Source organism: Kitasatospora sp. NPDC056076 (assembly GCF_042266305.1).
Lineage (GTDB): Bacteria > Actinomycetota > Actinomycetes > Streptomycetales > Streptomycetaceae > Kitasatospora.
The window spans coordinates 22,844-40,536 of sequence record NZ_JBHJWG010000061.1 but is presented as its reverse complement, the minus strand read 5'-3'; the positions used below and the strand labels follow the sequence as shown (position 1 = coordinate 40,536).

General features: G+C 73.8%; 22 protein-coding genes. 12 read left to right on the top strand and 10 right to left on the bottom strand.

Features of this window, described 5'->3' with window-relative positions:
* The 5 genes from ACFC1T_RS34465 to ACFC1T_RS34445 all read left to right on the top strand — a co-directional run.
* Positions 1 to 630, top strand: a 630-nt coding sequence (locus ACFC1T_RS34465) for an NmrA family transcriptional regulator (protein ID WP_375895575.1), incomplete at its 5' end; no start/stop codon positions are given.
* 125 nt (positions 631 to 755) lie between these two features.
* The gene (locus ACFC1T_RS34460) at positions 756 to 1,247 is read left to right on the top strand and encodes a hypothetical protein (RefSeq protein WP_375895574.1); all 492 of its coding nucleotides are present in this window, start codon (positions 756 to 758) and stop codon (positions 1,245 to 1,247) included.
* Between the two features lie 32 nt (positions 1,248 to 1,279).
* Positions 1,280 to 1,705 carry a VOC family protein gene (locus ACFC1T_RS34455; RefSeq protein ID WP_375895571.1) on the top strand — a complete coding sequence of 142 codons (426 nt, stop codon included), beginning with the start codon at positions 1,280 to 1,282 and terminating at the stop codon, positions 1,703 to 1,705.
* Positions 1,706 to 1,848: 143 nt separating this feature from the next.
* The gene (locus ACFC1T_RS34450) at positions 1,849 to 2,805 is read left to right on the top strand and encodes an SDR family NAD(P)-dependent oxidoreductase (protein WP_375895568.1); all 957 of its coding nucleotides are present in this window, start codon (positions 1,849 to 1,851) and stop codon (positions 2,803 to 2,805) included.
* Between the two features lie 193 nt (positions 2,806 to 2,998).
* On the top strand, positions 2,999 to 3,607 hold the full coding sequence (locus tag ACFC1T_RS34445) for an EF-Tu/IF-2/RF-3 family GTPase (RefSeq protein ID WP_375895565.1): 609 nt from the start codon (positions 2,999 to 3,001) through the stop codon (positions 3,605 to 3,607).
* 66 nt (positions 3,608 to 3,673) lie between these two features.
* On the opposite strand, the gene ACFC1T_RS34440 is transcribed toward ACFC1T_RS34445, so the two are convergent.
* Positions 3,674 to 4,405, bottom strand: coding sequence for a dienelactone hydrolase family protein (locus tag ACFC1T_RS34440; RefSeq protein ID WP_375895579.1), 732 nt, complete (start codon positions 4,403 to 4,405; stop codon positions 3,674 to 3,676).
* Positions 4,406 to 4,703: 298 nt separating this feature from the next.
* Here ACFC1T_RS34440 and ACFC1T_RS34435 point away from each other — a divergent pair, with 298 nt between their 5' ends.
* Together ACFC1T_RS34435 and ACFC1T_RS34430 are read left to right on the top strand one after the other, a co-directional pair.
* On the top strand, positions 4,704 to 5,669 hold the full coding sequence (locus ACFC1T_RS34435) for a CAP domain-containing protein (RefSeq protein WP_375895562.1): 966 nt from the start codon (positions 4,704 to 4,706) through the stop codon (positions 5,667 to 5,669).
* Positions 5,670 to 5,756: 87 nt separating this feature from the next.
* Complete coding sequence (locus ACFC1T_RS34430) at positions 5,757 to 6,689, top strand: phosphotransferase family protein (RefSeq protein WP_375895559.1); 933 nt, start codon at positions 5,757 to 5,759, stop codon at positions 6,687 to 6,689.
* A gap of 36 nt (positions 6,690 to 6,725) precedes the next feature.
* Here ACFC1T_RS34430 and gcvH read toward each other — a convergent pair whose 3' ends face one another.
* The 5 genes from gcvH to ACFC1T_RS34405 form a co-directional block, all read right to left on the bottom strand.
* A complete protein-coding gene (gcvH, locus tag ACFC1T_RS34425) occupies positions 6,726 to 7,106 on the bottom strand; it encodes a glycine cleavage system protein GcvH (RefSeq protein ID WP_375895557.1) in 381 nt (126 codons plus the stop codon).
* A gap of 59 nt (positions 7,107 to 7,165) precedes the next feature.
* A complete protein-coding gene (locus tag ACFC1T_RS34420; RefSeq protein ID WP_375895555.1) occupies positions 7,166 to 7,792 on the bottom strand; it encodes a DUF2306 domain-containing protein in 627 nt (208 codons plus the stop codon).
* 94 nt (positions 7,793 to 7,886) lie between these two features.
* Positions 7,887 to 8,354, bottom strand: coding sequence for an NUDIX domain-containing protein (locus tag ACFC1T_RS34415; RefSeq protein WP_375895552.1), 468 nt, complete (start codon positions 8,352 to 8,354; stop codon positions 7,887 to 7,889).
* Between the two features lie 72 nt (positions 8,355 to 8,426).
* Complete coding sequence (locus tag ACFC1T_RS34410; RefSeq protein WP_375895550.1) at positions 8,427 to 8,666, bottom strand: hypothetical protein; 240 nt, start codon at positions 8,664 to 8,666, stop codon at positions 8,427 to 8,429.
* Positions 8,663 to 8,863 (bottom strand): hypothetical protein, encoded by a 201-nt coding sequence (locus ACFC1T_RS34405; protein ID WP_375895548.1) that lies wholly within the window; start codon positions 8,861 to 8,863, stop codon positions 8,663 to 8,665. Before ACFC1T_RS34405 ends, ACFC1T_RS34410 begins: the two co-directional genes overlap by 4 nt.
* Positions 8,864 to 8,982: 119 nt before the next feature.
* On the opposite strand from ACFC1T_RS34405, the gene ACFC1T_RS34400 reads away from it, so the two are divergent.
* From ACFC1T_RS34400 to ACFC1T_RS34385, 4 genes are all read left to right on the top strand, one after another.
* Positions 8,983 to 9,822 carry a helix-turn-helix domain-containing protein gene (locus tag ACFC1T_RS34400; protein ID WP_375895545.1) on the top strand — a complete coding sequence of 280 codons (840 nt, stop codon included), beginning with the start codon at positions 8,983 to 8,985 and terminating at the stop codon, positions 9,820 to 9,822.
* Positions 9,807 to 10,016, top strand: coding sequence for a DUF397 domain-containing protein (locus tag ACFC1T_RS34395; RefSeq protein ID WP_375895543.1), 210 nt, complete (start codon positions 9,807 to 9,809; stop codon positions 10,014 to 10,016). Before ACFC1T_RS34400 ends, ACFC1T_RS34395 begins: the two co-directional genes overlap by 16 nt.
* Positions 10,017 to 10,212: 196 nt before the next feature.
* Complete coding sequence (locus tag ACFC1T_RS34390) at positions 10,213 to 11,247, top strand: zinc-binding dehydrogenase (RefSeq protein WP_375895541.1); 1,035 nt, start codon at positions 10,213 to 10,215, stop codon at positions 11,245 to 11,247.
* 77 nt (positions 11,248 to 11,324) lie between these two features.
* Entirely contained in the window at positions 11,325 to 12,632 is a 1,308-nt protein-coding gene (locus tag ACFC1T_RS34385) for a hypothetical protein (RefSeq protein ID WP_375895538.1), read from the top strand.
* 84 nt (positions 12,633 to 12,716) lie between these two features.
* Here ACFC1T_RS34385 and ACFC1T_RS34380 read toward each other — a convergent pair whose 3' ends face one another.
* The gene (locus tag ACFC1T_RS34380; RefSeq protein WP_375895535.1) at positions 12,717 to 13,412 is read right to left on the bottom strand and encodes a hypothetical protein; all 696 of its coding nucleotides are present in this window, start codon (positions 13,410 to 13,412) and stop codon (positions 12,717 to 12,719) included.
* 150 nt (positions 13,413 to 13,562) lie between these two features.
* Here ACFC1T_RS34380 and ACFC1T_RS34375 point away from each other — a divergent pair, with 150 nt between their 5' ends.
* Positions 13,563 to 15,032 (top strand): DUF4157 domain-containing protein, encoded by a 1,470-nt coding sequence (locus ACFC1T_RS34375; protein ID WP_375895533.1) that lies wholly within the window; start codon positions 13,563 to 13,565, stop codon positions 15,030 to 15,032.
* A 16-nt stretch (positions 15,033 to 15,048) separates the two neighbouring features.
* Here ACFC1T_RS34375 and ACFC1T_RS34370 read toward each other — a convergent pair whose 3' ends face one another.
* The 3 genes from ACFC1T_RS34370 to ACFC1T_RS34360 all read right to left on the bottom strand — a co-directional run bounded on the left by ACFC1T_RS34370 (position 15,049) and on the right by ACFC1T_RS34360 (position 17,543).
* The gene (locus ACFC1T_RS34370) at positions 15,049 to 15,684 is read right to left on the bottom strand and encodes a DUF1707 domain-containing protein (protein WP_375895530.1); all 636 of its coding nucleotides are present in this window, start codon (positions 15,682 to 15,684) and stop codon (positions 15,049 to 15,051) included.
* Positions 15,685 to 15,935: 251 nt separating this feature from the next.
* Positions 15,936 to 16,460, bottom strand: coding sequence for a hypothetical protein (locus ACFC1T_RS34365; RefSeq protein ID WP_375895529.1), 525 nt, complete (start codon positions 16,458 to 16,460; stop codon positions 15,936 to 15,938).
* 75 nt (positions 16,461 to 16,535) lie between these two features.
* Positions 16,536 to 17,543 carry a pentalenene synthase gene (locus ACFC1T_RS34360; protein WP_375895527.1) on the bottom strand — a complete coding sequence of 336 codons (1,008 nt, stop codon included), beginning with the start codon at positions 17,541 to 17,543 and terminating at the stop codon, positions 16,536 to 16,538.
* Positions 17,544 to 17,693 lie beyond the last annotated feature (150 nt).

Genomic DNA, 17,693 nt, shown 5'->3' with positions numbered 1-17,693 from the left:
GTCGTCGAGCGGCTGGCGGCGCGCGTGCGGCGGGTCGTCCTGCTCACCTCCCCGCACCGGACGCCGCACCCCTTCTTCCAGCAGCCCAATCCAGTGGCGGCGATGCACGCCGACCTCGAACGCCTCCTCGCGGCCACCGGGGTCGAGTCGACGGTCATCCGGCCCGGGATGCTCGCCTCGAACGCGCTGGCGTGGTGGGCCCCGGCGATCCGGGCGGGCGAGGTCGTCCGCTGGCCCTACGGCGCCGCCGAGACCGCGCCCGTGGACGACCGCGATGTGGCGGCCGTCGCGGCGCGCACGCTCCATCAGGACGGGCACGCCGGAGGCGACTACGTCCTCACCGGCCCCGAGTCGCTGACCCAGGCCGCGCAGGTGGGCGCCATCGGCGACGCCCTGGGGCGCCGGATCGCCTTCGAGGAGATGACGCCGCAGGAGTTCCGGAGCCTGTCGAAGGACGTGCCCGCGCCGGCCGTCGAGATGCTGCTCGCCGCGTGGAACGCCGCGCTCGGCCGGCCCGCCCACGTCACCTCCACGGTCGCCGACGTCCTCGGGCGGGCGCCGCGCACGTTCGGCCGGTGGGCCGCCGACCACACCGCCGCGTTCACCCGGGAGGCACGGGAGCTCCAGTAGGTCCAGCAGGCCCAGCAGGTCCAGGGCCCCCTGGGTCCGTGAACTCCTCGGGCCCGGGATGGTTCGTTTCCCGACCGTGCGTCGGTCGTTGAGCGCTGCACCACATCTCAACGGAGAGCCACCCCATGCCCGTTCGCCCCCGGCGCGCGGCGGCCGCAGCCGTCCTCGCCGCCGTCCTGCTCCTGTCCCCCGCCGCCGCCCGCGCCGCGGAGCGGCCGGTGACGTACAGCCTGCGCAACGCCCGGACCGGCACCTGTCTGCACCACGTCCCGGGCACCACCCAGGTGCGGCTGGAGCCGTGCGACGCGGCGGCGCCCGGGCAGCGGTGGGAGCTGCGGGCGGTGGGAGCTGCGGTGAACGTGGCGGCGCTCGACCCGGAGAAGGGCGCCTGGGGGTGTGTGGCGATCGGTGACAACTGGAGCATCCGCTACGGCCAGTGCCGTGCGACCGAGGCGGCGTGGAGCGTGGCGGACGGCGGCCGGTCCCGGGTCCGCTCGGAGTCGGACCTCAACGACAACGACCTCTACCTGACGGAGACCCGCGAGGGCGGCCTGGGCGCCCGGCCCGGGGGCACCGGCCCGTCCGCGGACTGGACCGTGACGGCCGATAATCCGTGAAGCGCCGCGGCGCCCCCTGCTACGGTGCCCGGATGTCAGCGATCAAGCAGTTCCAGGTCACCTTCGACTGCGCGGAGCCCGCGCGCGTCGCCCGCTTCTGGTGCGAGGTGCTGGGGTACGTCATGGCAGCGCCGAAGGGGTTCGCCTCCTGGGACGCGTACGAGGCCTCCCAGTCGGCGCAGGAGCGGGGTTCCTGGTCGGCGTGCACCGACCCCTCGGGGGCGGGTCCGCGGCTGTACTTCCAGCGCGTGCCGGAGGGCAAGGCCGTCAAGAACCGGGTGCACCTGGACGTGCGGGTGGGCACCGGGCTGACGGGTGAGGAGCGCCTGGCCGTGCTCAAGGCCGAGGCCGCGCGGCTGGAGGCCCTGGGCGCCACGCTGGTGCAGGTGCTGTACGACGGCCAGGACTCGTGCATCCCGATGCTGGACGTCGAGGGCAACGAGTTCTGCGTCGACTGAGCACCCCCGTACGTGGTGGCGACGGCCGTCCGACAGCGGGGACAGCGCTCTGCCGGTGAGGTGTGAGCGGCCCGCGCGAACCTGGGGCCGGGGCGTGATCGACGCGCCCCGGCGACCGCGCACAGCACACCCAGGGAGCACCCGTGCCCAACTCCGCACTCCAGAGCCCGCCGTGGGACGTCCACCGGCTGCCCCGCGCCGAGGGGAAGGTGTTCCTGGTCACCGGCGCCAACGCGGGCATCGGCTACTTCGTCGCCGAGCAGCTGGCCGCCACCGGCGCCACCGTCGTCCTGGGCAGCCGCGACCGCGCCAAGGCCGCGGCGGCGATCGCCGCGATCGGCGCGCGGGTGCCCGGCGCGAGGCTGCGCCACCTGCCGCTGGACCTGGCCGACCCGGCCTCGGTCGAGGCGTCCGCGGGGGCACTGCGACCGGAGCGCCTGGACGCGGTCGTCCTCAACGCGGGCATCGCCCTCGACGACCCGCCGCGCCGCACCGCCGGGAGCGGCCACGAGCTGATGTTCGCCACCAACCACCTGGGCCACTTCGCGCTCACCGCCCGCCTGGCCCCGCTGCTGCTGGCCACCCCGGGCAGCCGGATCGTCACCACCGGCAGCTTCGCCGCCAAGTCCGAACGCCTGGACCTCGCCGACCTCCAGAGCGCCCGCGGCTACCGGCCCAAGCGCGCCTACGCCCGCTCCAAGCTGGCCCAGATGCTGTTCGCCGTCGAGCTCGACCGCCGCCTGCGCGCCGCCGGGAGCGCCACGCTGAGCGTCCTGACGCACCCGGGCGGCGCGCTCGACGCCCTCACCCCCGCCCGCCCGCCGCTGCACGGGCGCACCCCCGGCGAGCGGCTGAGCCGCCTGCCGCTGGGCCTGGTCGTCCAGGGCAAGGACGCCGCCGCCTGGCCGGCGGTACGGGCCGTGCTGGACACGGGAGTTCACGGCGGCCCGGTGCTGTGGAGCCCGCGGGTGTTCGGGCTGCGCGGCGAGCCGAGGCCCGAACCGCTGTGGGAGCACCTGGCCGACAAGGCCACCGCGGCCTGGCTGTGGGAGGCCAGCTGCGAACTGGCGGGCTGCGAGCCGGTGTTCTCGATCGGGTGAACTCCCCGACGCCGTGGGGTTGTGCGGGGTGGGGCCCGGCCCCGGTCCGGCAGGATCGGCGGTCTGGGCCGGCAGCGGACCGGGCGGCCGACCACGGGGGGAGGGCCGTGCTTCGCAGGAGCGCGGCACTCCCGCGGGTCGTCGCCGGTGCGTGCGGCAACCGAGCAGCAGGTGATGGAGGGAGTTCGTGCGGGTGGAGGAGACGGATGACTCGGGTCGGGCCGAGGACACGGCGGGACCGTTCCTGATGGGGATCGACGACACCTTCCAGGTCCCCGGGCGGGGGTGCGTGGTCACCGGCCGCGTCGAACGCGGCACGATCACGCCGGGCGGCAAGGCGGAGGTCGTCGGGGTCGGCGCGAACCGGACGGTGGCCTGCGTCGAGATCGAGCGGACCGGCACGCGGGGCGCGCAGGAGCAGGCGCGGGCGGGTGAGTCGGTGGGCCTGCTGCTGAGCGGTGTGACCAGTGAGCAGCTGGCCCGTGGCCAGGTGCTCGCCGAGCCGGGCAGCATCAGCGCGTGCACCACCTTCGAGGCCGACGTCGAGCTGTCGCCCGCCGAGGTGAGCGGGCGGCACAAGGCGGTCTCCCGCGACGACTGGCCGGTGTTCCACGTGCGCGGCCTCGACATCGCCGGGTCGGTGGAACTGCCGGAGGGCACCGAGGCCGTCGAGCCCGGTGCGAGCGTGAGCCTGACGGCGACGTTGACGACCGCGGTCGCGCTGGAGGCGGGGACGCCGTTCCTGCTGCGCAAGGCCGGGAGCACGCTGGGCTCCGGCGTGGTCACGCGGGCCCTCGGGTAACACCCCGCGGGCCGGGCCGGCCGCGGGAGGGGATCCCCCGGCCGGCCCGGCTCACCGGGGCCGGTGTCACCTCAGGTGGCGGTCGTAGAAGCGGCTCGTGTCCTCCAGCTCGAAGGCGGGGGTGCCGGTGTGCCCGCCGAGGTTGGCGTGCAGGGTCTTCTCGCTGGCGGCGAAGGCGTCGAACAGGTCGAGGGCGCGCTCGCGGGGGTTGCCCTCGTCGTCCCACTGGAGCAGGAACAGCAGCGGGACGGTGACCTGCCGGGCCTGTTCACGCACGGCGCGGGGCACGTAGCCGCCGGCGAACAGGCCGACGGCGCCGATGCGCGCGTCGGTGGCGGCCAGGCGGATGCCCAGCGCCGTCCAGCCCGAGTAGCCGACCGGGCCGGTGGCGACCTCGGGCAGGGTCAGGAGGGCGTCCAGGGCGGCCCGCCACTCGGGGACGGCGGCCTCGACGAGGGGGCCGACGAGGGCTTCGAGGATCCCGTCGACCACCTCGCGCGGCTCGCCGGCCCGCATGGCGCCGCGCAGGTCGGCGCGGGCCTGCTCGGCGGCCTCCGTGCGGGGGCGGTCGCCGCAGCCGGGGGCGTCGATGGTGGCCGCCGCGTAGCCCTGGGCGGCGGTGTGGCAGGCCCGGGCGACAAGGCGGGGCTCGCGCCGGGGCAAGCCGTTGTTGTGGGCCATCAGGATCAGCGGGGCCGGCTCGGTGCCGGTCGTCCACAGGGTGCCGGGGGTGTCGCCGAGGAGGAACTCGCGCTCCAGGACGCCGTCGGCGTGGCGCCGTTCGGCGGTGAAGGCCAGGGAGGCGGAGGGGGTGAAGTGCACGGTCGTGCCTTTCGGGAGAGCTGCTGAACGGCGCTCCCGGGCGACGACCTATCGCCCGACCGTGACCCCGGAGGAGAGCACCCATGTCATCGTGTTCACGGGTACCACCTCCTCGTTCTCTCGCACGGCCTGCCGGAAAGGTAGCAGCGCCCGCCGCCCCGCGCCAAACGGTTTCGGACCACGCCCGTTGATCGGTTGTCTACCCGGCGCTGTTGTCCTGTCCTACGCCCCGCCCGCCCGCCGGCCGGCGGTCCGCCGAGCGTAGGAGATCCCCGTGTCCCACCCGTCGTCCACCCCCGCCAGCCGTCCGGCCCCGGGCGCGCGCCGCCGCACCCGCCTGGCGGCCCTGGCGTTCGCCGTCTCCGCACTGTCCGCGAGCGGTGCCACCCTGCTGGCGGCGCCCGCGAACGCCGCGACCGCCGGCACCGCCGCGACCGCGGGCGTGGTCGAGCAGATGGTCACGATCCAGGACCACCAGAACCACCACTCGCTGGCCAGCTCCGACGGCGAGGGCTCGCGGATCGTCGCCCGCGGCTACCAGGACGCCTCCACCTCGTTCTGGATCTCCAACAAGCCCGGCGACCGGGTCGACTTCGCCCGCAACGTCAACGGCACCGAGCGCGTGCTGGAGATGGACACCCGCGACAACCGCACCACCCAGTTCATCCACTGGTGGGCGGGCGCCAACCAGCAGTGGACCCTGGAGTCCGCCGCCGAGGGCGGCACCTACCTGCGCAACGCCCAGGGCAACGGCTGCCTGACGTACCACGGCCTGGACCGGGAGGTCACCGTCGAGGGCTGCGACGGCAGCACGTCCCAGCGCTTCGACCTGGTCGCCTCCGGCGGCACCGGCACCAACCCGGGCAACGGCGGCGGCCCGGTCACCTCCGACCAGCAGCGCTTCCTGGACCGGCTGAACGCCCTGCGCGCCCAGTACGGCAAGGCTCCGGTGCGGTTCAACGCCACGCTCGCCCAGGCCGCCAAGTGCAACGCCGACCAGATGGACCAGCGCCGGGTCTCCGGGCACTTCTGCGACTCGGGCCGCATAGCCTCGGGCCTGGGCTACACCGGGCGCGGCTTCGGCGAGATCGCCTTCTGGGGGCCGACGAACATCGACGCGGCCGTCGACGGCTGGATCAACTCCCCCGACCACCTGGGCATCATGATCGGCAACTACAACGAGGTCGGCCTGGCGCGTACCGGCGCGGCCTCCTGGAACGCCGATTTCAGCACCCGCTGACACCGGCACCCCGTGGACGCCGGCACGGGCCGGCGTCCACGGGAAAGTCCGGTGCGGCGGCGGGGTGCCGCCTCTAGCATGCGCGGGGTGAACCTCTCCCACCTCGGCGTGCCGCTCGGGCCGATGATCCGCGTCCACGGCGGGTTCGCCAACCGGACGTACCGGCTCGACACCGACCAAGGGTCCTTCGCGGTCAAGGAGTTGAGCCCCGCCGACCGCCGCCGCCCCTACCGGGTCGAGGACGTGTTCGCCTTCGAGCGGGCGGCCTTCGCCGCCGGTGTCCCGATGCCGGAGCCGGTCGCCGCCGACCCGCACACGCTCGTGCACCGCTGGGTCGAGGGCGAGAAGGTGCCGGAGGAACCGGTGCCGGAGGCGTACGCGTTCGAGGTCGGCGAGATCCTGGCCCGCCTCCACGCGCTCGACGTCCCGTGGGCCCCTGAGCCGGCCGAGTCGGCCGAGGGGCCGACCCCCCGGGACTGGCCCGCACTCGCCGCGCGGGCGCAGGCGAGCGGACAGCCGTGGGCCGGTGAACTCGCCTGCCGCGTCGGCACGTTCCTGGCCATCGCCGACTTCCTCGACGCCTGCGAGCGGCCCGGCCCCGTGGTGCTGACCCACCGCGACGTCCAGCCGTGGAACCTGCTCGCCCGGGCGGGCCGCCCGGTCCTGCTCGACTGGGAGCTCTCCGGCCCGCTCGACCTCTCCGGCGAGCTCGGCTCGACCGCGCTGGGCATCGCCAAGGGCCCCGGCCTCGACGACATCAGGCCCGCCGTCTTCCGCCGCGTCCTCGACGGCTACGCCGCGGGTGGCGGTGCGCTGCCGCCGCCGGGCCCGAGCTGGTTCGCGTACACGGTCGGCGGCTGGCTGGGGCACACCCGGTGGAACGTCCTGCGCTGCCTGGCCGGGGCCGAGGCGGGCACCGGCCCCGAGCTCGCGCTCTCCCACGCGTCCGTACGCGGCGGCCTGAACGGCCTGCCCGACCTGTTCGACCGGCTCCCGCAGCTGGAGGCGCTGCTCGCGTGAGGGCGGGCCCGCACGCGAGAGCGCTCCGGACAGGCCCTACTCGCTGATGAGGGCCTCGTACTGGGCGACCGTGAGGAGGGTGTCCAGCTCGGCGGGCTTGGTCAGTTCCAGCTCGATGAGCCAGGTGGCGTGCGCGTCCTCGTTGATGTCCTCGGGCGCGTCGTTCAGGTCCTCGTTGATGGCCGTGACCTTGCCGGAGACCGGGGCGTAGAGCTCGCTGGCCGCCTTGACGGACTCCACGCTGCCGAACGGCCGCCCGGCGTCGAAGGTGTCCCCCACCTTGGGGAGTTCGACGAAGACGATGTCGCCGAGCTGGCGTTGGGCGTGGTCGGTGATGCCCACCCGGGCCTTGTTCTTGCCGGTGGGCTGCACCCACTCGTGCGAGTCGGTGTACTTGAAATCCTTCGGGTAGGCCATGGCGTCTCTCCGTGGGGACGAGTTCTTCACTGACGGTCCGTCAGCCAGGGAGGAGCCTGCTACAGATCTCCGCCGCCGAGTGCGACCTTCACCCGACCGGGTGAGCGGGTGAACCACCACGCCAACGCGAGGTTGGGCACCCAGCACAGCCAGGCGATCGCCAGGTAGGAGGTGCGGAAGTCCAGGTGGGCCACCTGGGCGGCCACCAGCATGAGGCGCAGCGTGACGGCGGCGAAGGTGAGCGCGAAGCTGCGGACCATCCAGCGCCGGTGGTCCTCCACCCGACCGCGCAGGATCATCCGCAGTCCGGTGGCGCCGGTGAGCAGCCAGGCGACGCCCAGGCAGGCGAAGCCGAGCCCGGAGACCGCGCCGCCATAGGCGTGCGGCGCCAGCAGGAGTGCGCCGATGCCGCCGACCAGGCAGCCCAGCAGGTAGGTGGTGCCGACGGCGCGGTGCAGGCGCGGGGAACGGCGGCGCAGCCGGGTGGAGAACTGCCAGGGCCCGAGGAGCAGAGCGACGGCGGCGCCGAAGATGTGGAGGCCCAGGGGCAGTTGGTGCGCCAGGTAGGTGGCGCGCTGTTGGGTGAAGTAGGTGTCCGGGTCGAAGCTCGCGTACTTGGCCGCGTACAGGACGATCAGTGTGGACAGCACGGTCATGACGGCCCAGCCGCCCCGAGTGATGCGCATGGCCCGAGTGTCGGGCGCACCGGCGGGCAGCGGGATGGGGGCATCCCCCCGATCCGCCCTGGGGCTGACCGGGGGATGGACATGTGACGGAGCATCAGTCGGGGCGCTGGCCGTGGAGGAGGAGGGGGAGGGCGCGGCCGGTGAGGGCTTCGGTGGTGCGGGCGGCCTGGGAGGGGGCCATGTGGTGGGGGAGTTCGTGGACGGGGACGAAGCGGGCGCCGTGCAGGCGGCTTCGCTTCTGCGGGGGGACGGTGAGGGGGTGTTCGTCGCGCAGGGTGCCGCCGTCGAAGACGAGGTTGAAGCGTTCCAGGTAGCGGTCGGAGGGGGTGTAGTCGAGGGCGACGGCGTGGGTGAGCCTGAGGATGATGCCGGTCTGGGCGTGGAGGTGGCGGGCGGCGGCGCGGTGCGGGGGTTCGTTGGCCTTGCCGGGGCCGCCGGGCAGGATCATGCCGTCGAGGTAGTCGGGGTCGACGAGCAGGACGTCGCCGCTCTGGTTGCGGACCAGGACGAGGCAGCCGAGCCGGCAGATCGGGGGCTTGGCGAGGAGGCGGGGGTCGTGCACGGGGTTCACTTCCTGAGGACGTACAGCAGGACAGCGGAGAAACAGGCCCACCAGAGGAGGCGGGCGAGGAGTTCAGTCGTCATACGTGAGGCGCTCGTAGCGCAGGCCCTTGCGCAGCAGGTCCACGATCCGAAGGAGGTCCAGCGGGCGGGCGGTGAGGTGCAGCAGGTACTCGCAGGTGGAGCGGCCGGTGTCCCAGTCGACTTCGAGGGTGGGCAGGTGGACGCGGCCCAGGGCGAGGACGGTGGTCAGGTCGTCCAGGACGGCGGCGGCCTGCCGGCGCTGCTCGGCCGTGACACGGGAGAGGGTCACAACTCCCCCGGCCGCTTGTGGACTTCGAAGAGCCGCCAGGCGGAGAACGCCTCGGTGAAGGAGGAGAAGCCGCTGCGCTCACCGTTGGGCCTGCACAGCCACGCTCCGGTGCACTCGTTGCGCACCCGGTAGCACCGGGCCTCGGTGTCCCAGCGGACACCGTAGCCATGGAGACGGGGGATCTGATCTTGAGCCATGGGAATAGGACTCTCTGCGACGGGAGTTTCACGTTCCGTTGCACATGGTGAGGCAGTGGCGCCTACGATCGGAAGCAGCCTGCGACTTGCCACGGGCTCGCCAGAAGTTGGGGACTGCCATGAACAAGAAGAAGATTGACCCGGAGTCGAGCCCTTGGGCGCCGTTCGGCATCCAGCTCCGCAACTTCCGCGAGGCCAAGGACATCCTCCAGGAGGAGCTGGCGCCGTTGCTGGAGTGCTCGCCGTCGCACCTCTCCTACATCGAACTTGCGCACCGGCCGCCGAGTCGCAGGCTCGCAGAGCTGGCGGACATCGCGCTCAACACCGGCGGCACGATGTTGCTGATGTGGTATCAGCTGAAAAATGCGGCGATCCTGGAGGGCTTCCCGGAGTACGCCCGCTACGAGGGTGTCGCAGAGCAGATCAGGGTCTTCGAAAACGACGTCATGTCAGGGCTTTTTCAGACCCGGGCATACGCAACCGCAATCGAGACGGGCTATGCCAGGCAAGGCAATGTCCCCCTGAAACTAGCCGAGGAACGTATCGAGTTCAGGCTTGCACGACAGCAGCTCCTGGAACGCCCCTCTCCCCCACTCGTACACGCGGTACTGGGCGAGACCTGCCTCAGGCGAATCGTCGGCGGACGGGACGTCATGGTGGAACAGCTGCTGTACCTGGAGAAGTTGATTGATCGGCCCAACGTAGTGATCCAGATCGCGCCGTTCACCCTGGGTGAAACTCGCCCCCTCACCCACCCAGTAAGCCTCCTTACCATGCCGAGCCGAAAAGTTCTCGCCTACGGCGAGATCGAGCAGCGTGGCTACATCGACCGCGATACCAAGTCTGTTGGTGCCTTGGTGAAGCAGTACGATCGGCTGGCGGTCGAGGCTCTCGGCCAGGCCGAAACACTGGCTTTCGTTCGTGCGGCAAGGAGGGACCTGGAGTGGATGTCGACCTGACTGGCACTTCCTGGCGGAAGAGTTCGTTCAGCGGCGGGGGCGGCGCGAACTGCGTCGAGGTCGCCGACGGCTTCACCGGCGTCCAGCCCGTCCGCGACTCCAAGGACCCCCACGGCCCCGCCTTGGTCTTCTCCGCCACCGCCTGGCAGTCCTTCGTCACCGCCGTACGCACCGGCGAACTCGATGCCCGCTGACCCCAGCGCCAAGCCCCGCCGCCCCGGCCCCGGGACGGCGGGGCTTTCTCCGTTCCCCGGGCCACCGCGACTCCGGCCGGGAAGTCGACCCTGCCGACTTCCTGATCCGCCCCCGGTGTACTTGACCTCAACCTCGCTTGAGGTCGAAGAATCCACGGTGTCGAAGTCGCCGTCACCGGACAGGAATGTGATCAGCATGCGGACCGTACAGGCAGTGCGTTTCGGGGGCCCCGAGGTTCTCGTCCCCATCGAGGCACCGGAACCCGCTCCCGGGCCGGGGCAGGTACTGGTCGACGTCTCCGTCGTCGGCATCACCTTCGTCGAGACGCAGATCCGCCGCGGCGTCGACCCGTGGCACCCCAGGCCCGAACTCCCCTACGTGCCGGGCGGCATGGTGGCCGGCCGGGTGAGCGCCGTCGGGGAGGGCGTGGACCCCGGCTGGGCCGGCCGGTCGGTGCTGGCCGACGCCGGGTCGACGGGCGCCTTCGCCGAGCGGGTGGCGGCCGACGCGGGGAGCCTGGTCGCGGTCCCCGAGGGGCTGGGCCTGCCCGAGGCGGCGGCCCTGCACAGCGACGGCGCCACCGCGACGGGCCTGGTCGAGGGGGCCCGGATCGTCCCCGGGCAGTGGGTGCTGGTCGAGGCGGCGGCCGGCGGACTCGGCAGCCTGCTGGTGCAGTTGGCGCGCTCCGCCGGGGCCAGGGTCATCGGCCTGGCCCGCGGGGAGCGCAAGCTCGACCTGGTCCGCGGCCTGGGCGCCGAGGCCGCCATCGACTACTCCTCCCCCGACTGGAGCGAGCAGGTCCTGCGGGTGACCGGCGGCGCGGGCGTCGACGTCGTGTTCGACGGCGTGGGCGGGGAGATCGGCCGTGCCGCCTTCGAGGTGACGGCCCGCCACGGCCGCTTCTCCGTGCACGGCGCCTCCAGCGGCCGCCTCACGGCGATCGCACCCGAGCAGGCGCGGCGGCGCGGGGTGGAGGTGCTCGGGATCGAGCAGCTGTTCTCCTTCCGGGCGCGGATGCGGCCGTGGCTGGAGCAGGTGATGGCGCAGGCCCTCGCGGGCCGGGTGCGGCCGGTGATCGGGCAGACCTTCCCGCTGGAGCGGGCCGCGGACGCGCACGCCGCGATCGAGGGCCGCACGGCCCTGGGCAAGACCCTGCTCCTGGTCCGACCGCGGCCGTCCCGGGGTGGCGGGTCCCGCGAGCGGTCCGTTCCGGTCGCTTTCGGCCAATAGCGGTCAGCAGCTGGTGCGGTGAGTGACCGACCCATTACGGTCGGCCACGAACCAACCCCCGACCGAGGCGGTACACCATGGCCGTGAACCCCCGTATCGACGTCTCCACCTCCCTCGCCACCAGCGGGACCGACCTCACCCCGGAGGAACTCGCCGAAGTCGCGGCGACCATCGCCTCCGACATCTTCTTCACCACCGACATCGGCCTGCCGGGCGTGCGCGTGCCCGACGAGGTCTGGGAGCTACCGGGCGAGCGGGCGAGCGGCACCGCGGCCGTCTACTACGGCGACGGCCGCACCCACCTGGAGAAGCCGTTCCTGTTCGCCGACGGCTTCAACTACGGCCCCAGCGACCTGCCCGCGCTGTTCAACCACTTCAACTCCCCCTACGAGAGCGGCCGTCCGGGCTTCCTCGACCAGCTCCTCACCCGCGGCCACGACGTCGTCCTGATCGGCTTCGACGAGCGCCACACCCACATCCAGCACAACGCCGACGTCGCGATCCAGGCGATCCGGCGCGCCATCGCCGAACGCGTCGGCGACCAGCCGCTGACCGTCGGCGGCGTCAGCATGGGCGGCATCATCACCCGCTACGCGCTCGCCAAGCTGGAGAACGACGGCATCGACCACCAGGCCACCACCTACCTGTCCTGGGACTCCCCCCACAACGGCGCCTGGATCCCGCTGATCCTCCAGCAGATGGCGTACTTCTTCGAGAAGCTCGCCCCCGCCAAGCCCGGCGAGCCCTCCCAGGCCGACCTGATCCGCAGCCCCGCCGCCCAGCAGCTGCTCTGGGCCTGGGTCCCGGACGCCAAGTACTCGGGCGAGGTCGCCACCGCCAGCGAACTGCGCACCGCCTTCGTGCGCGAGCTCGCCGACCTCGGCGACTTCCCGCGCCGCCCGCGCCTGCTCGGCGTCGCCAACGGCCGCGGCGACGGCACCGGGCGCCCGCTGCCCGCCGGCGAGATCGCCTTCGACTGGCAGGCCCTGGTCGCCAGCGCCACCGCCCGCTTCCAGCCCGACCGGGGCACCGACCAGCGCATCGGCGGCATGCACGCCGGCCTGTCGCTGCGCCGCTCCACCACCACCGAGGTCCCGGCCCTGGACGGGGTGCCCGGCGGCACCCTGGACTCCTTCGGCAAGGTCGCCGACGCCATCAAGGCGAAGATCAGCGAGGAGCACCGCAGCGGCGCCTTCGTCCCGGCGGTCAGCGCCTCCGCGCTCGTCTACGACCCCATCGCCTGGGACGTCGACCCGAACCTCAACCTCCTCGACCAGGGCCCCGAGCGCTTCCACCTGAACGAGGTCGCCTTCGACGCCGAGAACACCGAGCACAGCCACGTCTCCGGCGTCCTCGTGGAATGGATCCTGGGCCGGCTCGACTGAGCAGCCACCCGCGCGTCGCAGGAAGCAGAACAGGGAGCGCAGTGGGAAGTCGGCCCGGCCGACTTCCCACTCCCCGCACAGCCCTCACCCGCTCCGGCCGCCGGTGTGCCGGTGGCGGCGGGCCCGGGGTGCCGCCAGGCGGGCGACGGTGCGGCGGGCGGCCTCCCGGTGGTCGGGGCGGGGCGCGGGCACCCGGGGGCCGGTCAGGTCGCGGGCGGTGAGGCACTGCGCGCCGACCCCGGTCCAGTCGGCGCGGTGGACGACGGCGAGGTGCCCCTCCCCGTGGGCCTCCTCGCCGTCCTCGTCGTCCGCAGGAGCCATCAGCACGCGCAGGTCCCGGTCGTTCGACCACTCCAGGGCGAGGACCTGACGGCCGCATCCGAAGCCGCACCCGATCAGGGACCGGACCTCGCCGCTGTCCAGGTGCACGAGCAGCAGCTCCCCCTCGAAGTGGTAGCCGCCGTCGTAGTCCCCGGTGCCCACGGCCGGCAGGGGGCGGGCCGGACGGAAGGCCATCGCGTGCACGGGCAAGCCCGTGCCGATCAGCAGACGGCGCCGGGGGCCGCCGCTGACGTCGAAGACGCCGACCCTCCCGTCCCCGTCGTCCCCGCAGCCGTCCCCGCAGTCGTCCCCGCACGCCCCGGCGACGGCGAGCAGGGCGCGCCGCCGGTCCGGGACGGCCAGGACGGGCTCGCCGAGCACGGCGAACGGGTCGTCAGGGGTGCCGGGGGTGCCGGGGGTGCCGGGGGTGCCGGGGCCGGTGGGCGGCGGTGGCGTCATGCCGGTGGTCCTCGCAGGGCGCGCCGGGCGGTGCCGCACCCCGTCCGAACTGCCCGTACGGGCACGCAGCGCTGCCCCCACGGCCCTTCCGCCGCACCGCGCCGCCGGATGACCATGGAAGGCCAGCGGACACCCCGGGGGGACACACCCATGCGCACACACGACGGCCGGCGGCAGCAGGGCGGCCGGGAGGACGGCACCCGGGCGGCGGGCACCGACCGCACCCCCGGCCCCGACCGCCGGCCCGCCCCGCGGCTGCTCGCCCTCCAGGCCGCCGCGGGCAACGCCGCCGTGGTCCGGATGGTGCAGCGCTCCGCCGTCGACGGCGTACTGCGCAGCGCGGGGCGCCCGCTGCAGGAGGCGACCCGCGCCGAGATGGAGGCCCGCCTGGGCGCCGACTTCTCCAACGTCCGCCTCCACGAGGGGGCGGCGGCCCGCGCCTCGGCGGCCGAGGTCGGCGCCCGCGCCTACACCTCCGGCCACCACGTCGTCATCGGGGAGGGCGGCGGCGACAAGCACACCCTCGCCCACGAGCTGACCCACGTCGTCCAGCAGCGGCACGGCCCCGTGGCCGGCACCGACACCGGCACCGGACTGCGGGTCAGCGACCCCTTTGACCGCTTCGAGCGCGAGGCGGAGGCCACCGCCCGCCGGGTCATGTCCGGGCCCGCCCCCGAGGCCGGGCCCGCCGCCGTGGTGGAGCAGGGCACGGCCCGTGCCGGGGCCGGCGGCGCGCTCCAGCGCACCGCCTCCGACGACCTGCCCCAGCCCGAGGAGCCGTCGGCGGCCGTCCCCGAACTGCCGGCCGCCCTCGTCCAGCAGTTGCAGGAGGCGAAGGAGACGACCGGGTCGGACGCGAAGGCCGTACGCCAGGCGGCGCTGGACGCGCTGCTGCGCTACGTCCTGGACCACCTGCCGCAGGCCGTGGCGGACGAGGGCAACCTCGTCCTCGGCTACAAGCACTCCCGCCAGGGCGCGGGCAAGGCCATGGCCCTGACCACGACCGGCACTTCGGGCGACAAGGTCACCATGGCGCTGTACCGCAACCTGTTCGACGACTACGGGCCCGCCGTCATCCACAGCACGCTGCGCCACGAGCTCATCCACGCCGCCCAGGCGATGCTGATGCCCGACGAGGACGCCGCCGACGGCGGGGACCCGCACGTCTACATGGACGTGATCAGCGACATCGGGCAGGAGACCTTCACCCTGCTCCAGCAGCCGATGCGCGAGATCGAGACCCACGTGTGGGAGTTGGAGCACGCGGGCCGCACCGGGATCGACGCCGGCTACCTGAAGGAGACCGTCGACTACCTCGTCCAGTACGTCGACGAGTTGTCCGCCAACCTCGGCCAGGCGGCCGTCACCGACCGGCACGTCGAGTACTGGAAGGCGTACCTGGAGAACTCGGTGACCGCGCTCGGGAAGGCCGCCGCCACGCCCGCCGTCACCACCCACCCCGACCGGGCCCTCGCCGGCAGGATCACCGGGGCGCAGGCGCAGCTGCGCGGCGCCGTCGACGCCAAGGAGGCGGCGGCCCCGGCGGGCGGCAAGCGGGCGGGGGGCACCGGGCGCGGTGCCACCGGGCAGCGCAAGCGCGGCAAGGGCGGCGAGGACTGACGGTCCGTCAGCAGCCTCAGGGTTGCGGGGAGTTGCGCCGGCCCCACGGCCTGCGGGGGTGGCGCACGGTGACCCGCCCGAAGCTCTTCCTGCCGATCAGCTCGATCCGCAGCCGGACCGGGGTGCCCGGGTCCGGGTCCCGGTGGCCCTTCACCTTGGAGAACTCCAGGCTCAGGCCGTAGGGGTCGACCACGATGCCCGGGCCGACGATCAGCGTCAGGTTGCCGCCCTGCATGTCGACGTCGACCTCCAGGGTGTCGTGGGTGATCACCGCCCGGGTGAAGTCCAGCTTCACGTGGCACCACTCGGCGGCGATCTCCAGGCGGCGCGGCAGCACCCAGGCGCCCACCCGCTCGGTCCTGGTGAACTTCTGCTCGATCCGCAGGACGTCCCGGCCCTCCGCCACCACCCCGGTGGCCGAGACCGACACCGGCGGCAGGTCGGCGGTCAGCGCGGCCAGGTCGGCGACGGTGCGGGCCGACAGGGCGGCCTCCACCCGCTCGTCCAGCTCCTCCGGGCTCAGCCGGCCGTCGCCCGCGGCCACGCCCAGGGCGGCCACCACCCGGTCCCGGTCCGCGTGCGAGGCCCGCAGCGCGGGCGGGGCGGCCTGCGGGGCCGCGGGCCGCGGGGAGGGTGAGGTCTCTCCAGGCATGGCTTCCGGTCCCCGTCCTGAATTCGGTGAAGGTCCTCGCACCGGGGTGAGCGGCACGCGGACGGCAACTTACGCTATATCGCGATACGGTATATCGCGTTGTGCGCTCCCCGCCAGGCCGGGGCACCCGGCCCCCGCCCCGCTCCCGCTCCCGCCCCCGCCCCCGCCCCCGTGGAAGCGTCGACACCCTTTCCCTCCGAGGGTTCTGTCCACAACGGCGGGGCCCGAAGCAGCCGTCGGCCCCGGGAGCCTCAGGAACCGGCGGACTTGCGCAGGCGCTTGGCCAGGGCCGGGTCCGACTCCCACCACAGGCCGTTGCCGGCGCCCTCCCCCTCGACGCCCTCCCCCTCGGCGGGCCCGGCGGGCTCATCACCCTGGACGGCCGGGAGGTAGGAGTCGCCCACGGCCCGCACCCGGAACAGCAGGCCGGGGACGGCCCAGAAGAGCGCGCACATCAGCAGCAGCATCGCGACCGTGCAGTACCAGGGCAGCACGGTGCGGGCCAGGACCGGCAGCAGGAAGGCGTACCCGAGTCCGGTGCCCCGGCCCGCGACCAGGAACTCCCGGTCCTCGCCGACCTCCACCGTCACCGCGTTGGAGCGGGTGCCGTCCCAGACCGTGAGCCCGACGGCATGGGTCCCGGCGGGCACCGGGAAGCGGGCGACGGCGCCCTGTCTCACCCGGCCGACCCGCACCCCGTCGATCACCACGCCGTACGAGCCCTTCACCAGGGCCACCAGCGGCGATTCGGCGTGCACGACGACGGTACCGGCCATCAACAGTCCCCCAGGAGCGGTGATCATCAAGCGAAGCGCGCCCATCATAGGGGCCGCCCCGCGGCCCGCGGCACCTCAGCCCGGACGCCGTACGTCCTCGTAGCACGGGGCCGTGCGCCCCCAGTCGTGGTAGCCGCGGATCCAGGCGGCGTGGGCGTCGGCGTAGCGGGCCAGTTCGGGTACGCGGCCGCCCAGGTCGCGTTCCAACTGCGCGAGTCCGGCGCGTAGTTGGAGGAAGGTCTCGACGGAGCGGCGGGCCGTGCCGCCGACCTCGCGCAGGGCCTCGGGGCGGGCGCGGCCCTGGTGGCGCATCAGGCTCAGCACGAGGTTGGGGCGCCCGGCCGCCTCGTCGCGTTCCAGGGCGTGGACCTCGTTCATGGCGATGATCGCGTCGCAGGCGGCGATCCGCATGCCCTCCAGGTGGCTGGAGCACCAGGCCGGCAGCGGGACCTCGTAGTGGCCGGCCCGCTCGGCGAGGGCGAGCAGCGGGCGCAGGCCGATCGTGCGGCGGCGGGCGCGCAGGTGGGCGGCGGGGTCGGGCAGGACGCCCAGGACGCGGTCGGCGATCTTGGTGGGCCAGCCGGCCAGGTAGTCGACCCAGTCGTGGGCGGTGCGCCGGCGCCACTCCTGGGACATGCCCTGGCCCATCCGCTGCCAGCAGTCGGCGAAGGCGGCCACGGCGGGGGCGGCCCCCGCGCCGGGGCGGGTCCCGTAGCGCAGGTGGTCCACCAGGTCCTGGCACAGGGCGACGGCGTCCTCGGTGCGGGCGGCGGCGGGCCGTGCGCCCGACCCGTCGTCCAGGCGGCCGTCGAGGCGGCCGTCGAAGTGGTCGTCGAAGTGGTTGTCGAGGAGGTAGAGCCAGCCGAGCAGGTCGAAGCAGAGGTCGAGGTCGGCGCCGGCGGCGTACGGGAAGCCGTACGCGGCGCTGTCGGCCACCCGGGAGGAGGCGTAGCGGCGCAGCGCGTCCTCGCCGTGCAGCAGGCCCGACTCCCGTACCCAGGCCAGGTGGTGGCGGCGGGCCCGGGGCAGGTCGGGGCTGACCCGACTCTCCAGGGGCACCGTGAACTCGACGTCCTGGGGCATACGCCTTCCGCACTCCCGACCGGTTCGGGGCCTGACGGCCCGGGCGAGGACCGCCGGCGCCCCCGTGGACGGTCCGGGCCCAGCGTGGTGGACCCGGCGGCGGCTGCGGAAGAGCGCAAAGGGGAGCACCCCCGGCGCACGCCGCGGCAA